At 71.2% G+C, this 16,506-nt stretch carries 17 protein-coding genes and 1 riboswitch; of the genes, 14 read left to right on the forward strand and 3 right to left on the reverse strand.

All coding sequences use genetic code 11. The features are described 5' to 3' along the window. Positions 1-32: 32 nt before the first annotated feature. Genes pgeF through ACWDY5_RS39020 form a run of 6 tightly spaced genes read left to right on the forward strand, consistent with a single transcriptional unit; the run spans position 33 to position 4,002 of the window. Positions 33-740 (forward strand): peptidoglycan editing factor PgeF, encoded by a 708-nt coding sequence (gene pgeF, locus ACWDY5_RS38995; protein WP_449727160.1) that lies wholly within the window; start codon positions 33-35, stop codon positions 738-740. After that, positions 737-1,465: a YggS family pyridoxal phosphate-dependent enzyme gene (locus ACWDY5_RS39000; RefSeq protein WP_449727161.1), complete on the forward strand. Its 729-nt coding sequence runs from the start codon at positions 737-739 to the stop codon at positions 1,463-1,465. The genes pgeF and ACWDY5_RS39000 overlap by 4 nt, the downstream gene beginning before the upstream one ends. Before the next feature lie 56 nt (positions 1,466-1,521). Next, a complete protein-coding gene (locus tag ACWDY5_RS39005; protein ID WP_449727162.1) occupies positions 1,522-2,217 on the forward strand; it encodes a cell division protein SepF in 696 nt (231 codons plus the stop codon). A 19-nt stretch (positions 2,218-2,236) separates the two neighbouring features. Further along, positions 2,237-2,521, forward strand: coding sequence for a YggT family protein (locus ACWDY5_RS39010; protein ID WP_252486326.1), 285 nt, complete (start codon positions 2,237-2,239; stop codon positions 2,519-2,521). Positions 2,522-2,567: 46 nt separating this feature from the next. Further along, complete coding sequence (gene wag31 / locus ACWDY5_RS39015) at positions 2,568-3,395, forward strand: DivIVA-like cell division protein Wag31 (protein WP_252486327.1); 828 nt, start codon at positions 2,568-2,570, stop codon at positions 3,393-3,395. Between the two features lie 25 nt (positions 3,396-3,420). Further along, entirely contained in the window at positions 3,421-4,002 is a 582-nt protein-coding gene (locus tag ACWDY5_RS39020; RefSeq protein ID WP_449727163.1) for a hypothetical protein, read from the forward strand. Positions 4,003-4,128: 126 nt separating this feature from the next. On the opposite strand, the gene ACWDY5_RS39025 is transcribed toward ACWDY5_RS39020, so the two are convergent. After that, on the reverse strand, positions 4,129-4,536 hold the full coding sequence (locus ACWDY5_RS39025; protein WP_449727164.1) for a RidA family protein: 408 nt from the start codon (positions 4,534-4,536) through the stop codon (positions 4,129-4,131). 284 nt (positions 4,537-4,820) lie between these two features. On the opposite strand from ACWDY5_RS39025, the gene ileS reads away from it, so the two are divergent. The 3 genes from ileS (at position 4,821) to ACWDY5_RS39040 (ending at position 10,184) form a co-directional block, all read left to right on the forward strand. Beyond that, positions 4,821-7,949, forward strand: a complete 3,129-nt coding sequence (ileS, locus tag ACWDY5_RS39030) for an isoleucine--tRNA ligase (RefSeq protein ID WP_449727165.1) — start codon at positions 4,821-4,823, stop codon at positions 7,947-7,949. Between the two features lie 39 nt (positions 7,950-7,988). Continuing rightward, positions 7,989-8,570: a TetR family transcriptional regulator gene (locus tag ACWDY5_RS39035; RefSeq protein WP_449727166.1), complete on the forward strand. Its 582-nt coding sequence runs from the start codon at positions 7,989-7,991 to the stop codon at positions 8,568-8,570. Positions 8,571-8,702: 132 nt separating this feature from the next. Further along, a complete protein-coding gene (locus ACWDY5_RS39040; protein WP_449727167.1) occupies positions 8,703-10,184 on the forward strand; it encodes a potassium/proton antiporter in 1,482 nt (493 codons plus the stop codon). Here ACWDY5_RS39040 and ACWDY5_RS39045 read toward each other — a convergent pair. Then, a complete protein-coding gene (locus tag ACWDY5_RS39045; RefSeq protein ID WP_449727168.1) occupies positions 10,181-10,621 on the reverse strand; it encodes a hypothetical protein in 441 nt (146 codons plus the stop codon). The genes ACWDY5_RS39040 and ACWDY5_RS39045 overlap by 4 nt on opposite strands. An 85-nt stretch (positions 10,622-10,706) precedes the next feature. Here ACWDY5_RS39045 and ACWDY5_RS39050 point away from each other — a divergent pair, with 85 nt between their 5' ends. Together ACWDY5_RS39050 and ACWDY5_RS39055 are read left to right on the forward strand one after the other, a co-directional pair. Further along, positions 10,707-11,594 carry a hypothetical protein gene (locus tag ACWDY5_RS39050; protein WP_449727169.1) on the forward strand — a complete coding sequence of 296 codons (888 nt, stop codon included), beginning with the start codon at positions 10,707-10,709 and terminating at the stop codon, positions 11,592-11,594. Between the two features lie 100 nt (positions 11,595-11,694). Further along, on the forward strand, positions 11,695-12,348 hold the full coding sequence (locus ACWDY5_RS39055) for a M23 family metallopeptidase (RefSeq protein ID WP_449727170.1): 654 nt from the start codon (positions 11,695-11,697) through the stop codon (positions 12,346-12,348). A gap of 59 nt (positions 12,349-12,407) precedes the next feature. On the opposite strand, the gene ACWDY5_RS39060 is transcribed toward ACWDY5_RS39055, so the two are convergent. Next, on the reverse strand, positions 12,408-12,992 hold the full coding sequence (locus tag ACWDY5_RS39060) for a hypothetical protein (protein ID WP_449727171.1): 585 nt from the start codon (positions 12,990-12,992) through the stop codon (positions 12,408-12,410). Between the two features lie 210 nt (positions 12,993-13,202). Then, a riboswitch (SAM riboswitch) is annotated at positions 13,203-13,317 on the forward strand. Between the two features lie 35 nt (positions 13,318-13,352). Here ACWDY5_RS39060 and ACWDY5_RS39065 point away from each other — a divergent pair. From ACWDY5_RS39065 to ACWDY5_RS39075, 3 genes are read left to right on the forward strand one after another with little or no spacing between them, the layout of a single operon-like run. Further along, positions 13,353-14,723 carry an aminotransferase class V-fold PLP-dependent enzyme gene (locus ACWDY5_RS39065; RefSeq protein WP_449727172.1) on the forward strand — a complete coding sequence of 457 codons (1,371 nt, stop codon included), beginning with the start codon at positions 13,353-13,355 and terminating at the stop codon, positions 14,721-14,723. Between the two features lie 37 nt (positions 14,724-14,760). Continuing rightward, positions 14,761-15,324 (forward strand): signal peptidase II, encoded by a 564-nt coding sequence (gene lspA, locus ACWDY5_RS39070; RefSeq protein WP_449727173.1) that lies wholly within the window; start codon positions 14,761-14,763, stop codon positions 15,322-15,324. A 41-nt stretch (positions 15,325-15,365) separates the two neighbouring features. Next, positions 15,366-16,253 carry an RluA family pseudouridine synthase gene (locus ACWDY5_RS39075; protein ID WP_449727175.1) on the forward strand — a complete coding sequence of 296 codons (888 nt, stop codon included), beginning with the start codon at positions 15,366-15,368 and terminating at the stop codon, positions 16,251-16,253. Positions 16,254-16,506: the final 253 nt, after the last annotated feature.

Raw genomic sequence — 16,506 nt, forward strand, 5'->3', positions numbered from 1 at the left:
GGGGACCGGGTGCGGCGCGCTAACGTTCGGGCGTGCGCATTCGTCGGGTTATCACCACGCGGGCGGGCGGGGCTTCGCTTGCGCCGTACGAGTCCTTCAACCTCGGCGACCACGTCGGGGACGCGCCGGAGGCGGTGAGCGCGAACCGGAAGCGGCTGGCCGAGGGGATCGGGCTGTCCGCGGACCGGCTGGTCTGGATGGAGCAGGTGCACGGGCGCACGGTCACCACCGTGGACGGGCCGGGTGACACCCCCGCCGAGGCCACCGACGCGCTGGTCACCGCGGCGCCGGGGCTGGCGCTGGTGGCGCTGACCGCGGACTGCGTGCCGGTGCTGCTCGGCGACGCCGAGGCCGGGGTGGTCGCCGCGGTGCACGCCGGCCGGGTGGGCGCCAGGGTCGGCGTGCTGCCCGCGGCGTTGCGCGCGATGGACGCGGCCGGCGCCCGGATCGACCGGGTGGAGGCGTTGCTGGGCCCCTCGGTGTGCGGGGAGTGCTACGAGGTGCCGCAGGCCATGCAGGACGACGTGGCCGCGCACCTGCCCGGCGCGGCCTGCAAGACGCGCAAGGGCACGCCGGGGCTGGACCTGCGGGCCGGGCTCTGGCAGCAGCTCGCCGACGCCGGGGTGGCCAAGGTCGGGCTGGACCCGCGCTGCACGGTGGAGGACAAGACCCTGTTCAGCCACCGGCGGGACGGCCAGACCGGCCGGCTGGCCTCGGTGGTCTGGGTGGAGGCGGAATGAGCCGGGAGGAGCGCAAGGCCGAGCTGGCCGCGGCGCTGGCCGAGCTCCAGGAACGGATCGCCACCGCCTGCGTCAAGGCCGGGCGGGACCCGGGCGAGGTCCAGCTGCTGCCCATCACCAAGAACTTCCCGGCCTCCGACGTGGCCCTGCTGACCGAGCTGGGCTGCACCGAGTTCGGCGAGTCCAGGGAGCAGGAGGCCAGCGCCAAGGCCGCCGAGCTGGCCGAGGCGGGCATCCACCCGCGCTGGCACCTGATCGGCAGGCTCCAGCGCAACAAGGCCCGCGCGGTGCTCCGCTGGGCCGGAGTCATCCAGACGGTGGACAGCGTCCGGCTGGCCGACGCGCTCGCCAAGGCGGTGGCCAAGGCCCGCGCCGAGGGGGAGCGGGCGGGCCCGCTGGACGTGCTCGTGCAGCTGAGCCTGGACGGTGATCCACAGCGGGGCGGGGTACCGCAAGATCAACTCGCTGAACTGGTGGCAAAGATCACGCGATCGGGTGAACTGACCCTGAAAGGTGTGATGGCCGTCGCACCCCTAGGTAGTAATCCCCATGACGCTTTCGGGGAACTCGCTGAGGTGTCCGCGCGTCTAAGGAACGAGCATGCAGGTGCCGTCGTGGTGTCCGCAGGCATGAGCGGGGACTTGGAAGCGGCGATTGACCACGGCTCGACCTGTGTGCGTGTCGGAACCTCGTTGCTCGGCGGACGGCGGCTAACCTCGCCTTAGCCCGTGGAGCGGAGGCCACGGTGGGTGAGGTCGACCAGAAGTAGGAAGGGCTGGCGATGAGCGCGCTCCAGAAGCTGAAGGCCTACTTCGGAATGGTCCCTGCCGACGAAGTCGACCGGTACGCCACCGAAGAGGACGACCGCTACCACGGCCGCAGCCGGGAGTACGCGGACGACTACGGCGACCGGGACTACGGAGACCGCCGCTACGCCGAGGCCGACTACGAGTCCTACCCCGAGCGGGGCTCGCGCCGGCGCCGGTTCGGCACCTACCGCCCTGAACTGGTCGAGGACGTCGACGACTACGAGCCGGAACCCGAGCCCGCGCGCACGCGCAGGCCGTGGGCGGCCACCACGTCCACGCCGAGCATCTCCAGTGTGCCGCCCACCCGCGGCGCGCTGGCCGTCGACCCGAAGACCCAGCACGAGCCCGCCCCGCGGACCCGTGCCGTCATCGAGCACCCCTCGCACCCGCTCAGCCGGATCACCACCCTGGCCCCGCGCAGCTACCTGGAGGCGCGGACCATCGGCGAGCACTACCGCGAGGGCACCCCGGTGATCATCAACCTGACCGGCATGGCGGACGCCGACGCGCGCCGTCTGGTCGACTTCGCGGCCGGTCTGGCCTTCGCTCTGCGGGGCGACATCGACAAGGTCACCAACAAGGTGTTCCTTCTCTCACCACCCAACGTCGACGTCACGGCGGAAGATCGCCGGCGGTTGGCGGAGGGTGGCTACTTCAGTCAGAGCTAGAAAGTGGCAGAGTGGAGGCGTGCAACCGGTCTGGGTCATCGCCTATTACCTGCTTTTCGCCTTCTGGCTGCTGCTGACCGCCAGGGTGGTCGTCGAGCTCGTCCGATCGTTCGCCAGAGAGTGGCGGCCGGCGGGCGGGGTTGCGGTGACGCTGGAGACCATCTACACAGTGACCGACCCCCCGGTCTCCCTGGCTCGTCGGGTGATCCCGATGGTCCGGATCGGGGGCATCGGACTGGACTTGTCGATTATGGTGCTGCTGCTGGTCGTGTTCATCCTGATGCGGCTGGTGCCGATCTCGTGACGGGGAACGAGATCAAAAAGCTGCCCCGAGTGCGTGAGGTGATCTGATGGGCTTGACCCCCGCCGACGTTCATAATGTGGCGTTCAGTAAGCCGCCGATAGGCAAGCGGGGCTACAACGAGGACGAGGTCGATGCCTTCCTCGACCTCATCGAGGCCGAGCTCGCCAGGCTGATCGAGGAGAACAACGACCTGCGCCAGCAGGTCGAACAGCTCGACAGCCAGCTGAGCAACGCCCGCGTTGAGCTCGAGGACGCGCGGACCAAGACCGTCGCGGGCGGGCACTCCCCGGTCCGCTCGGTCGACGAGCCGCGTCGCCTCACCCCCGTGCCCCCGCCCAGCGTGATGGAGCAGACCTCCCCTGGAGGCGACCACCACGTGCAGGCAGCCAAGGTCCTCGGCCTGGCTCAGGAGATGGCCGACCGGCTCACCGGTGAGGCCAAGGCAGAGTCCGACGGCATGCTGTCGGAAGCCCGGACCAAGTCCGAGCAGCTGCTCTCCGAGGCCCGTGCCAAGGCCGACAGCATGGTCAACGAGGCCCGTACCAGGGCGGAGACCATGCTCAACGACGCGCGTACCCGTGCCGAGACCCTGGAGCGTCAGGCCAGGGAGAAGGCTTCGGCCCTCGAACGGGACGCCCAGCGCAAGCACACCGAGGTGATGGGCTCCATCACCCAGGAGAAGAACGCGCTGGAGAAGAAGCTCGACACGCTGCGCACCTTCGAGCGTGAGTACCGCACCAGGTTGAAGACCTTCCTGGAGTCCCGCCTGCAGGAACTGATCGACCAGGGTTCGGCCGCACCCGCGGCGCCGACGGAGAGCCGGGCCAACCAGTCCGGGTACACCTTCGGCACCCGTGCGGCAGAGGCCGGCTGATCCCGGGCAGTAGGGAGTAGGTCAGGTGCTGTACCTGGTCCTGCTGCTGGTGCTGGCCGCCTTCGGGCTGCTGGTCACCGCCCTGGTCTCCGGGGTGACCGCCTGGGCGTGGGGTTCGGTCGTCGCGAGCGTGGCAGCCGCGCTGCTGCTGTTCGCGGACTGGGTCCTGCGCCGACGCCGGGCGCTCGCCACGGATCCGGAGCCGGCTGCTGATGGGGAAGTCGGCCGTCCGGATGCTGGAGAACACGCCGAGGCGGTCAGCACCGCGCGGGAGAAGGCCGCAACCGGGCCTGAGGACGACGAGGACGCCGGGGATGCCACTGAGAAGGTGGCATCCCCGGCCAAGCCGTCCACGGGCGCTGCGGCCGAACCTGGCGAGGAGGACACCGACGCGGCCGACCTGCTGATCGTCAGCTCGCTGGCCGAGGAGGTCAGGGTGGTCGACGAGCACCCGCGCTACCACCTGGCCGAGTGCACCTGGCTCACCGGCTCGGCCACGCTGCGCCTGCCCGTGCGGGAGGCCCGCGAGCTGGGCTTCACCCCGTGCGGGCGCTGCACGCCGGACCGCGGCCTCGCGGCAGCGCACCGGGCCGGACGCACCCGCTGAGCCGGCCGCACGGTCCAAGTCGCATCCCGTCTGATCAATCTCAAGTTGCCTAAGTAGTACCAACTCACCCACAGTGACCCCATTCGGGGGAGCACAACGGGTTTCGCAACCTGTATGGCCTAACGGTCAGGCGGTTGGTAGCGCTGCAGTCAGATCCACTTCGACCAACTGACCGGGGAACCCGAGGCGGGTGACCCCGAGCAGGGTGGACGCGGTGCTGAACGCGGACCCGATCTCCGATCCGGCGAGCCGGTGCCAGACCGCGCTCAGCACGGCCTCCTCCGCACTCACCACGTAGATCACCGAGCGCACCACGTGCCCGGGGTCCGCGCCCGCCGCGTGCAGCGCGAGCGCGCAGTTGGCGATGACCTGGTCGGTCTGCGCGAGCGGGTCGTCCCCGCCGATGAGCCGGCCCGCGTGGTCGAGCGGCATCTGCCCGGCCAGGTAGGCCGTCCGGCCGGCCTCGACGATCGTGATGTGGTGGTAGCCGGGGGTTCGGTGGAGTTCTCCGGGGTTGATCCGGGTGATGGTCACCTCCCCAGCCTGGCGTCGGCGGCAACCGATTTGCACGCCCGGTTACTCTTGACAACACAGGCACCGATCCGGCCATCACCGGGGAGCCTCCGGAAGAACAGGCGGTCCGCCGCCCCAGTAGAACCGGACGGGACGGCCCGTCACAGCCGGGAAACGAGTGGCCAGACCCGCGAGGGCCTGGCAAGCGGGGTGGTACCGCGGAGCGCCGGCCACGGCGCGTCGTCCCCGTGTGGGCGCGAGCCCGTACGAGACCGGACGAACCGCACGCGAGGAGCACCCCTCCCATGGCTTACCCCAAGGTCCAACTCGACAGCGCGCCGGGCGTGCCAGCCCAGCCGTCCTTCCCCGTGCTGGAGCAGGACGTGCTGGCCTACTGGGCCGCCGACCGGACCTTCGAGGCGAGCATCGACAACCGCCCGGCCGGGGAGAACGGCCGCAACGAGTTCGTCTTCTACGACGGCCCGCCCTTCGCCAACGGCCTGCCGCACTACGGGCACCTGCTCACTGGCTACGTCAAGGACGTGGTGCCGCGCTACCAGACCATGCTGGGCCGCCGGGTCGAGCGCCGCTTCGGCTGGGACTGCCACGGCATGCCCGCCGAGGTCGCGGTGGAGAAGGAACTCGGCATCACGCACAAGTCCGAGATCGAGCAGCTGGGCATCGAGAAGTTCAACGACGCCTGCCGCACCTCGGTGCTGCGCTTCACCGGTGACTGGCGGGACTACGTCACCCGGCAGGCCCGCTGGGTGGACTTCGACAACGACTACAAGACCCTGGACCTCCCGTACATGGAGAGCGTCATGTGGGCCTTCAAGTCGCTGTGGGACAAGGGCCTGGTCTACGAGGGCTTCCGGGTGCTCTGGTACTGCTGGCGCTGCGAGACGCCGCTGTCCAACACCGAGACCAAGATGGACGACGTCTACCGCGACCGGCAGGACCCCGCGGTCACCGTGGGCATGCGGCTGGAGTCCGGCGAGCTGGCCCTGGTCTGGACGACCACGCCGTGGACGCTGCCCAGCAACCTGGCCATGGCCGTGCACCCGGACGTGGCCTACGTGGTGGTCGAGCACGAGGGCGAGCAGTACCTGCTGGCCGAGGCCAGGCTGGCCGCCTACGCCCGCGAGCTGGGCGAGGACGCCGCCGAGCGGGTGGTGCGCCGCTACACCGGGGCCGAGCTGCTCGGCCGCAAGTACACCCCGGTGTTCCCGTTCTTCGCCGGGCGGGAGAACGCGCACCAGATCCTCGGCGCGGACTACGTGACCACCGAGGACGGCACCGGCCTTGTGCACATCGCGCCCGCCTTCGGTGAGGACGACAAGGCCGTCACCGACGCCGCCGGCATCGAGGTGGTCGTCCCGGTCAACGCCAGGGGCGAGTTCACCAGCGAGGTGCCGCCGTACGCGGGCACGCACGTCTTCGAGGCGAACAAGCAGATCATCCGCGACCTCAAGGCCGCCGGCGTGCTGCTGCGCCACGAGACCTACGACCACCCGTACCCGCACTGCTGGCGCTGCGACAGCCCGCTGATCCAGCGCGCGGTGACCTCCTGGTTCGTCGCGGTCAGCCAGTTCAAGGACCGGATGGTCGAGCTGAACCAGCAGATCAACTGGGTGCCGGAGCACATCAAGGACGGGCAGTTCGGCAAGTGGCTGGAGAACGCCCGCGACTGGTCGATCTCGCGCAACCGGTACTGGGGCTCGCCGATCCCGGTGTGGGTCTCCGACGACCCGGCCTACCCGAGGATGGACGTCTACGGCTCGCTGGATGAGCTGGAGCGCGACTTCGGCGTGCGCCCGACCGAGCTGCACCGCCCGGTGGTGGACGACCTGGTGCGGCCGAACCCGGACGACCCGACCGGCAAGTCGATGATGCGCCGGGTGCCGGAGGTGCTGGACTGCTGGTTCGAGTCCGGCTCCATGTCCTTCGCCCAGGTGCACTACCCGTTCGAGAACCGCGAGTGGTTCGACGACCACTACCCGGGTGACTTCATCGTGGAGTACACCGCGCAGACCCGCGGCTGGTTCTACACCATGCACGTGCTGGCCACCGCGCTGTTCGACCGGCCGGCCTTCCGCAACTGCCTGGTGCACGGCACCGTGCTGGGCGACGACGGGCAGAAGATGTCCAAGTCGAAGCAGAACTACCCGGACGTCCGGGAGGTCTTCGACCGGGACGGCTCCGACGCCATGCGCTGGTTCCTGCTGGCCAGCCCGGTCTCCCGGGGCGGCGACCTGAGCGTGACCGAGCGCGGCATCAGGGACGCGGTGCGCCAGGCCGTGCTGCCGCTGTGGAACTCCTGGTACTTCCTCTCCCTCTACGCCAACGCGGCCGGGGTGGAGGGCAAGTGGCGGGTCGACAGCGGGCACGTGCTGGACCGGTACGTGCTGGCCAAGACGCACGACCTGGTCAAGGCGGTGCGCACCTCGCTGGACGCCTACGACCTGTCCACCGCGCACCAGGCGGTCCGGGAGTTCCTGGAGGTGCTGACCAACTGGTACGTGCGCCGTTCCCGGGAGCGGTTCTGGGCCGGTGAGCAGGACGCGGTGGACACCCTGCACACCGTGCTTGAGGTGGTCTGCCGGACGGTGGCGCCGCTGCTGCCGCTGACCACCGAGGCGGTCTGGCGCGGGCTGACCGGCGAGCGCTCGGTGCACCTCACCGACTTCCCCGAGGTGGCCGACCTGCCTGCCGATGACAAGCTGGTCGCGGCCATGGATGAGGTGCGGCAGGTCTGCTCCACCGCGCTGTCCCTGCGCAAGGCGAACAAGCTGCGGGTCCGGCTGCCGTTGGCCAAGCTGGTGGTGGCCGCGCCCTACGCCGGGGACCTGGCCCCGTTCCAGGAGCTGATCCGGGACGAGGTCAACGTCAAGGACGTGGTGCTGACCACCGACGTGGCCGCGCACGGCCGGGTCGAGCTGGCGGTCAACGCCCGCGTCTGCGGCCCCCGGCTGGGCAAGGACGTGCAGAAGGTGATCAAGGCGGTCAAGGCGGGGGAGTGGACCACCAGCGCGACCGGCGCGGTGGTGGCGGCCGGGATCGAGCTGCTGCCGGCCGAGTACGAGCAGCGGCTGGTCTCCTCCGACCCCGGCGCGGCGGCCGCGCTGCCCGGCGGCTCCGGCCTGGTCGTGCTGGACACCGAGGTGACCGCGGAGCTGGCCGCCGAGGGCCTGGCCCGCGACCTGGTCCGGGTGATCCAGCAGGCCCGCAGGGAGGCGGCGCTGGACGTCTCGGACCGGATCGCGCTGACCGTGGAGGTGCCGGATGAGGTGCGTCCCGCGGTGGAGCGCTTCGCGGAGTTCATCGCGGCGGAGACGCTGGCCGTGGCGCTGACCCACGGTCCGGCCGGGGACGCCGGGTTCGGCGGCTCGGTGGGCGAGGGCACCGCGGTGCGGGTCGCGGTCGCCAAGTCCTGACGGTGCTTGGCCGGCACGACCGTACGGTACCGTACGGTCGTGCCAGCCAAGATCAGGAAAACCCGCGCGGACTGGACCACCGCCGCGCTGGCCGCACTCGCCGAGGGCGGCCTCGCCGCGGTGGCCATCGAACCGCTGGCGGTCCGGGTCGGCGCCACCAAAGGCAGTGCCTACTGGCATTTCGCCAACCGGGAGGCGCTGCTGGTGGCCACCCTGGAGCGCTGGGAACTGGAGCAGACCGAGGCCGTGATCGCGCTGGCCGAACAGGAACCCGATCCGGCGCACCGGTTGCGGCTGCTCTTCGCCAGTGTGCTGGACCGGCCCGAGGGCAACGCGGTAGAGCTGGCCCTGCTGGCGGCGGGCGACGATCCGGTCATCCGGCCGGTGCTGGACCGGGTGACCGACCGCCGGATCGCTTACCTGTCAACGCTTTTCGCCCAGTGCGGCTTCGGCAAGGCGGATGCCAGGCGGCGCGCGGTGCTGGCCTACAGCGCCTACCTCGGGCACGCGCACCTGTTCCGGATGGCCCCGGCCGCGATGCCCCGCTCGCGCGCGCAGCGGCGGGCGCACCTGGACGCCTCGATGGCGGCATTGCTCAGCAAGGAGAACGGTTCGGGGTGATTCCCCAAGCTTATCCCGGCCAGTGCCTCTGGGTACAGAGTCATGCACGATTCATCGCAATTCCCGAAAAATGGGTTCTGAGCAGCCACAATGGACACGCCAGAGTTTTAGTCTGATGTCCGGAGGCGCCGTATGACCGACCTGACGACCGTGCTCGGAATCGGCGCCGGGGTGCTCCTGGCGGCGGTGCTCGCCGTGCGCGTGTCCGTCCGGCTCGGCCTACCGTCTCTGTTGCTGTACCTCGGAATCGGGCTGGTCATCGGCGAGTCCGGCTTCGGTATCCAGTTCTCCGACGCCGGCCTCACCCAGTCCCTCGGCATCGCCGCGCTGGTGCTGATCCTGGCCGAGGGTGGCCTCACCACCCGCTGGTCGGCGGTGAAACCCGCGCTGGGCCTGGGTATCGCACTGTCCACAGTGGCCGTCGCGGTGAGCATCGCGGTCACCGGCGGGCTGCTGCACCTGATCCTGGACCTGGAGTGGCGCACCGCGCTGCTGTGGGGCGCGGTGCTCTCCTCCACCGACGCGGCCGCGGTGTTCAGCGTGCTGCGCGGGGTCGGGGTGAGCAAACGGCTGGCCGGTGCGCTGGAACTGGAGTCGGGGCTCAACGACGCGCCGGTGTTCCTGGCCGTGGTGCTGCTGGCCGGCACCGACCCGTTCACCTGGTGGACACCGGCGCTGGTGGTCTACGAGCTGGTGATCGGCGCCGCGCTGGGCATCGGGATGGGCTGGCTGGGCGCGGCCGCGTTACGCCGGGCGGCGCTGCCTGCCACCGGTCTCTATCCACTCGCGACGGTCGGGGTGTGCGTGCTGGCCTACGCCGCCGCCCAGGGCGTGCACGGCGCGGGCCTGCTCTCGGCCTACGTGGCCGGGCTGGTGCTGGGCAACGCCCGGCTGCCGCACCGCGCGGACACGCTCTCCTTCGCCGAGGGCCTCGGCTGGCTGGCCCAGATCGGCCTGTTCGTGCTGCTGGGCCTGTACGCCTCGCCGTCCCGGCTGTTCGACGTGCTGATCCCGGCCCTGGTCGCCGGTGGCGTGCTGCTGCTGGTGGCCCGCCCGCTGTCGGTGGCGCTCTCGGCCACCCCGTTCCGCCTGCCCTGGCGGGAACAGACGTTCCTGGCCTGGTCCGGCCTGCGCGGCGCGGTGCCGATCGTGCTGGCGATGATCCCGGTGACCCAGGGCGTGGAGGGCGCGCAGACCCTGGTGGACGTGGTGTTCGTGCTGGTGGTGCTGCTGACCCTGATCCAGGGCAGCACCCTGCCGGTGCTGGCCCGCTGGCTGGGGCTGGTGCGCAGGGGCGAGATGCAGGAGGTCCAGGTGGACGCCGGTCCGCTGGACGAGCTGGGCGCGGAGCTGCTGCAGATCCGCATCCCGAAGGGCTCCAAGCTGCACGGCGTCTACGTCTCCGAGCTGCGCCTGCCGGGGGGCGCCACGGTGAGCCTGGTGGTCCGCGCGGGCAAGGGCTTCACGCCACAGTCGGTGACCCGCCTCCAGTTCGACGACCAGCTGCTGGTGGTCACCACCGAGACCGCCCGCGACGAGGCGGAGAAACGCATCCGCGCCATCGACCGGGCCGGCCGCTACGCGCACTGGCGCGGTGAGCGCGGCGACGGTTAGCCGATGCAGTCCGTCGGCACCCACTCCGCGGTCACGTCCGCGGCGACGACCACGATGGTCCCGGTCAGGCACACGATCTCGTGCCGCACCCCGCGCTCGTGCGGCAGCAGCTCGTCCAGGAACACCTCCCTGGGCAGCTCGCCCGGCGGGTCGAAGGAGTGCTCGGCGACGCCGGTGTAGCGCAGCACCAGGTCCGCGTCGTGCTTCCAGCAGTTGTGCCGCAGCTCCAGCACGAGCTGGTCGCCGTCGGCCCGGAGTTCGGCAGGCTTGAGGTCCTTCACGCACCGCTTGCCGAAGAAGTCGTAGTGCTCCGGGTCCGTGGCGAAGGCCCGCGCACCCGGCGGCAGCTGGGGCGCGAGATCGGGCAGCAGGTCCAGGTAGGGATCCGCGTCGCTGTAGGTGCCGCCTTCGTCGAAGCGCACGATCACGTGTTCCATCGGGGCCGAGTCTGCCATTCGCGCCAAGCCGTTTTATGGCCGGTTTCATCAAGCCGGGGCTGCTCGCGGCGGCCACCATGGCCGGGTGCGACTCGATGAGGCCTCCCGGTTCCTGACCACCCACGGCCGCCTGCTGGAGCGTCGCCGGTTCGGCTTGCTCACCGGGCAGCCGGACCGCGCCGCGCTGCTCACCGCACTGGCTGCCTACCGCAACCCCGACGGCGGCTTCGGCTGGGCGCTGGAACCCGATCTGCGCTCGCCGGAGAGCCAGCCGCTCAACGCCATGCACGCCTTCGAGGTGCTCGCCGAGGCCGGCGGCGACCCCGAGCTGAGCCGCGGCCTGTGCGACTGGCTCGGCGCGGTCAGCCTGCCCGACGGCGGCCTGCCGTTCGTGCTGCCCATGCGCGAGTCCGCCGGCACCGCGCCCTGGTTCGCCGCGGCCGATCCGGCGGAGTCCTCGCTGCACCTGACCGCCGCCGTGGTCAGCCACGCGCTGCCGGTGGCCGCCCTGGACCCGGCGGTGGCCGCGCACCCGTGGCTGGCCGCCGCGGTGGACTACTGCTGGCACCGGATCACCACCCAGTCGGAACCGGGCGGCACCCTGGAGCTGCGCTACTCGCTGGCGGTGCTGGACGCGCTGTGCGACACCCGGCCGGAAGCGTTGCCGGAGCTGCGGCGGCTGGCCGAGCACCTGCCGGCTGACGGGATCCGGCCGGTCGAAGGCGGCCAGGCCGACGAAGCCCTGTACCCCTTGGACTTCGCGCCCGAACCGCACCGCCCGCTGCGGGAGCTGTTGCCGGCCAACGTGATCACCCGGGACCTGGACCGGCTGGCCGGGCTCCAGCAGGCCGACGGCGGCTGGCTGGTGGACTTCGCCTCCGCCTCGCCCGCGGGCGCGCTGGAGTGGCGGGGTTATGCGACGGTGCACGCGGTGAAGATCCTGCTGGCCAACGACTGGGGTGCGGTCGGCTAGGCCATTCGGCCGACATCGTTTGGGGCCTGACGGCTCGCGCCCAACTGGCTAACTTCATGGCTCCTTCACCCGAAAGGGTGCCCCCTGTAAGGAGTCCACGATGTCGGGGAACCGCCGTCCCACCTGGCTGCTCGCCGCCGCGCTGCTCTCCGGCGGCCTGCTGCTCGCACCCGCCGCGGTGGCCACGCCGCTGGCGGACCCGGTGCTCGCCCTGCCCTTCGCCACCGGCCAGCAGACCTACTCGGCCGGCGTGCACTCGGACAACGGGCAGAGCGGGGTCAAGAACGCGATCGACTTCTCGCCCAGTGACGGCGTCGCCCGCTCGGCGGCCGAGGGCACGGTGCGGATCCAGCGCTGCTCCGGCGGCGACTGGGTCACCGTGGACCACGCGGGCGGCTGGCGCACCGGCTACTACCACCTTGAGGACATCCAGGTCCACGACGGGCAGTCCGTCTCGGCCGGGACCCCGTTGGGGCGCACCGGGAACGCGCTGCCCTGCGGCGGGTCCAGCAGCGGTGCGCACGTGCACTTCACGCTGTGGCAGCTGGGCGCGGTGCCCAGCGCGGACGCCGACTGGAGTGGACTGTCCTACGAGGACGTTAGCACCTGGGTCGCGGCCGAGGCCGGGGTGCCGGTGGACGGGAAGGTGCTGGGCGCCTGGCGGTTCCACGCCGGGGCGCAGCAGTACGCCGGGCGCGCGGAGCGGGTCGGCGACGGGTTCAGCGTGTCGCTGCCCGGCCGGTTCCGGGTCTGAGCGCGGCGACCGGGACGGCCCGTGGTGAGGCCGTCCCGGTGGTGTGCGTCACTGCGCGCTCAGCCGCGGTAGAACCATTCCTGCACTTCGTAGTCCGGCCGGTTCGGGTCGACGAAATCAGTTCTCCAGGCAATCCAGAGTTGGCCGGGACGGTATTGCGACATCTTCGCCCAGACGTGCCGCTTGGCGTATCCCTGGTCGTAGAAGGCGTGGATGTGACCGGTGGACTGGCGGAACTCGGAATTGCTCCAGCCCCAGTCGCAGTTGGTCGGTGAGCACTTCCCGAACAGGCGCATGGTCCAGCCCGCGTCGTGCACGATGCGGCAGATCGAGCCTTCGCAGACGGTGACCGACTGGCAGTCCCGCAGCTCGGCCCTGGCGATGCCGGTGGCGTTCGGGTCCGCGTTGTTCCAGTTGCCGTGCTCGACGGCGTGACCACTGCAAAGAAGCGGAGCGGCGAGGCCGTTGGGTGCCGCGAGCTTGGTCGTGACCCCGGCCGGCGCGGTCTCGGCCGGGATCGGCGGTTCGGCGGGCGCGGCCTGTGCCGCGGCCGCCGCGCCCAGTGCCGCGCTGCTCATCATCATCGTCGCCACGGCTAATCGCACGAAGCCGCGCCGAATTCTGCTGGTGCCGTTTCTCTCCATGAAAGCCCCCTGGTGCGGAATTCCCGGGCGGATTCACCCGTCCGGCCAGGTTAGGGCGGGTCGAAATATCAACTCGGCGTCGCATGGGAATTCGCCCCAACCGGTGCCCGGCCAGCTGCCCGTTCGGCGAAGCCGGGTGGCCAGCGGCTTCCCGGTATCTGGAAAGGGGGCTTCCCAAGTCGCCGGTCCGTCGGCTAACTTCGGGGCCAAGGTCATGAGTACCAGCGCACAGCCCCGGCTTGCTGGTCGGCAACCCTCCTACCGCGGTGGGGTGCTCCGGGTGAGGACCTGGTCCGTCGCGAGGTGCGGCGGGCAAGCGCGGACCTCCTGGCAGGTCCGATCAGGACCCCGGAGGGTTGTATGTCGCTCGCTGTCATCCCCGCGCAGGCCACCGCCACCACCGCTGCCGCGACCACCACTGCCGCCGTGCCCGCCGTCGTCGGCGCGCACACCGCGGTGCCGCTGGTCACCGGGGAGCGGGTGACCTACGCCAACCTCGACCACGCGGCCAGCGCGCCGTGTCTGGCCGCGGTGCGCGACGCGGTGGACGAGCTGCTGCCCTACTACGCCAGCGTGCACCGCGGCGCCGGGTTCGCCTCGCAGGTGTGCACCAAGGTGTACGAGCAGGCCAGGGACGTGGTGCGGCGATTCGTCGGGGCGCACGCCAGCGACGTGGTGGTCTTCACCCGCAACAGCACCGACGCGCTGAACCTGCTGGCCCGCAGCGTGCCCAGGGGCACCAGCGTGGTCACCTTCGACACCGACCACCACGCCGCGCTGCTGCCGTGGCGCGGCCCCAGGGTCACCCGGATCGCCACCCCGGACACCCCGCAGGGCGCCATCGGCGCGCTGGCCGAGGCGTTGCGCAACACGCCGGAGGGCGCGCGGCTGGTGGTGCTGACCGGGGCGTCCAACGTGACCGGTGAGCTGTGGCCGGTGCGCGAGCTGGCCGCGGTGGCCCGCCGCTTCGGCGCGCGGATCGTGCTGGACGCCGCGCAGCTGGCCCCGCACCGCCCGGTGGACATCCAGCAGCTCGACGTGGACTACGTGGTGCTCTCCGCGCACAAGCTCTACGCCCCCTACGGCAGCGGCGCGCTGGTCGGCCGGGCGGACTGGCTGCACCAGGCCGAGCCGTACCTGGTCGGCGGCGGCGCCACCAAGCACGTGGTGGACTGGGGCGACCACCTGGGCGTGGGCTGGGCGCCCGCGCCGGAGCGGCACGAGGCCGGTTCGCCGAACGTGGTCGGCGTGCACGCCTTCGCCAGCGCCTGCCAGGCCATCACCCAGCACGGCTGGGACGCGGTCATCGCGCACGAGGCCGAGCTGTTCGCCCGGCTGCGCGCCGGGCTCAAGGCCATCCCCGGCCTGCGGGAGCTGTCGATCTTCGGCGCGGGGCAGGACCGGGTCGGTGTGGTGAGCTTCACGGTGGACGGTCAGGACCCGGGTCTGCTGGCCTCCGCGCTGTCCGCCGAGTACGGGATCGGGGTGCGCGACGGCGCGTTCTGCGCGCACATCGCCACCCGGCGGCTGCTGGGCCAGGCCGGGTCGGACAGCGACCGCGCGCTGCGGGTCAGCCTGGGTCTGGGCACCACCGCCGAGCACGTGGACCGGGTGCTGCTGGCGCTGCGCGAGCTGGTCGAGCACGGGCCGGGCTGGAAGTACGAGATCGTGGACGGCCGGTGGGCCCCGGTGAACGACCCGAGGCCGCTGCCGCCATTCATTAACGCCTGAGGTCGGGGGCGGTCCCGGCGTACGGGACAATGGGGCGGTGAGCACCGACGACAAGCCGCCCCGCCGCCTGGTGCCGTTCGCCCTGGTGGCGCTGGCGGCCTTCGCGGCGGACCTGATCACCAAGGACCTCGCGGTCGCCGCGCTCAACGGGCAGCCGCCGGTCCGGGTGGCTGGTGGCGCGCTTTACCTGGTGCTGCTGCACAACCCGGGCGCGGCGTTCTCGCTGTTCCCCGGCCAGACCTGGCTGCTGACGCTGATCACCACGCTGGTCGTGCTGGCCATCCTGATCTTCGCGCCCCGGCTGCGCTCCACCGGCTGGGCCGTGGGCATCGGCCTGGTGCTGGGCGGTGCGCTGGGCAACCTGGCCGACCGGCTGACCCGCCCGCCGGGCTTCGCCGAGGGACATGTGGTGGACTTCCTGTCACTGTTCGCCCCCGACGGCAGCGTGTGGCCGGTGTTCAACATCGCCGACGCGGCCATCGTCAGCGGCGGCGTGCTCCTGGTGCTGCTGGCCCTCTTCGGCGTCGACTACGACGGCAAGCGGCCGGGGCGCGGAGCAGACCAGACGAAGGCCGAGGCCACGGTGGAGGAAAACGCGTGAGTGACCAGAGGACCCTGCCGGTGCCGGACGGCCTGGACGGCATGCGAGTGGACGCGGGCCTGTCCAAACTGCTGGGCCTGTCCCGCACGGTCGCGGCCGGCCTGGCCGAGACCGGCGGAGTCCTGCTCGACGGCCAGCCCGCGGGCAAGTCCGACCGCCTGGTAGCCGGGTCCTGGCTGGAGGTCACCCTCCCCGAACCGGAACACCCCGTCCCGGTGCTCGCCGCCCCGGTGGACGGCCTGGTCGTGCTGTACGAGGACGACGACATCGTGGTCATCGACAAACCGGTAGGCGTCGCCGTGCACCCCAGCCCCGGCTGGACCGGCCCCACGGTCGTCGCGGGCCTGGCCGCCGCCGGGATCCAGATCGCCACCTCCGGCGCGGCCGAGCGCCAGGGCGTGGTGCACCGGCTGGACGTGGGCACCACCGGCGTGATGGTGGTGGCCAAGAGCGAACACGCGTACTCGGTGCTGAAGCGGGCGTTCAAGGAACGGACCGTGGAGAAGCGGTACCACGCCCTGGTGCAAGGACATCCGGATCCCAGCCGGGGCACGATCGACGCCCCGATCGACCGGCACCCGCGACAGGACTACAAGTTCGCGGTGGTGGCCAGCGGCAAGCCGAGCGTCACGCACTACGAGGTGATGGAGGCGTTCCGGGCGGCGTCACTGGTCGATGTGCGGCTGGAGACCGGCCGGACGCACCAGATCCGCGTGCACTTCTCGGCATTGCGGCATCCGTGCGTGGGGGATTTGACGTATGGCGCGGATCCGGTGCTGGCGAAGAAACTGAACTTGACGCGGCAGTGGTTGCAGGCGCGGTCATTGGGGTTCCACCACCCGGCACATGAGGGATGGGTGGAGTTCACCAGCGAGTACCCGGCGGACCTGCAGACGGCGTTGGACTCACTGCGCGCGGACAGCTGGTAGAGAAAGCCGTTGCCTTGGGGTGAAAACCCACCAAGAGGGCCTCTCGTCTTCTCCGTACGGCCTGGAGACTGCTGACCGCATCTCTCCACCCGGCCCCTGCAACCTGCCGCCGCCCTAGCTTCGCAACGTGACGGGGGCCGGGTGGAGAGATGTGGTTTGCTGTCGGAAGGTCGTGCGGAGAAGACGAGAGGACCGCGAGCACGCTGGAACCGGCCCCGGCAGCCTGCTCAACCCCGCAACCTGCTCGTCCCGG

The organism is Crossiella sp. NPDC003009, assembly GCF_053591555.1.

Bases quoted from the DNA above. Each gene is read 5' to 3' on its own strand.
- ACWDY5_RS39065 (WP_449727172.1), top strand. From the start codon at position 13,353: ATGTCGCTCGCTGTCATCCCCGCGCAGGCCACCGCCACCACCGCTGCC.
- wag31 (WP_252486327.1), top strand. From the start codon at position 2,568: ATGGGCTTGACCCCCGCCGACGTTCATAATGTGGCGTTCAGTAAGCCG.
- ACWDY5_RS39005 (WP_449727162.1), top strand. From the start codon at position 1,522: ATGAGCGCGCTCCAGAAGCTGAAGGCCTACTTCGGAATGGTCCCTGCC.
- ACWDY5_RS39055 (WP_449727170.1), top strand. From the start codon at position 11,695: ATGTCGGGGAACCGCCGTCCCACCTGGCTGCTCGCCGCCGCGCTGCTC.
- ileS (WP_449727165.1), top strand. From the start codon at position 4,821: ATGGCTTACCCCAAGGTCCAACTCGACAGCGCGCCGGGCGTGCCAGCC.
- ACWDY5_RS39045 (WP_449727168.1), bottom strand. From the start codon at position 10,621: ATGGAACACGTGATCGTGCGCTTCGACGAAGGCGGCACCTACAGCGAC.
- ACWDY5_RS39000 (WP_449727161.1), top strand. From the start codon at position 737: ATGAGCCGGGAGGAGCGCAAGGCCGAGCTGGCCGCGGCGCTGGCCGAG.
- ACWDY5_RS39060 (WP_449727171.1), bottom strand. From the start codon at position 12,992: ATGGAGAGAAACGGCACCAGCAGAATTCGGCGCGGCTTCGTGCGATTA.
- ACWDY5_RS39040 (WP_449727167.1), top strand. From the start codon at position 8,703: ATGACCGACCTGACGACCGTGCTCGGAATCGGCGCCGGGGTGCTCCTG.
- ACWDY5_RS39075 (WP_449727175.1), top strand. From the start codon at position 15,366: ATGCGAGTGGACGCGGGCCTGTCCAAACTGCTGGGCCTGTCCCGCACG.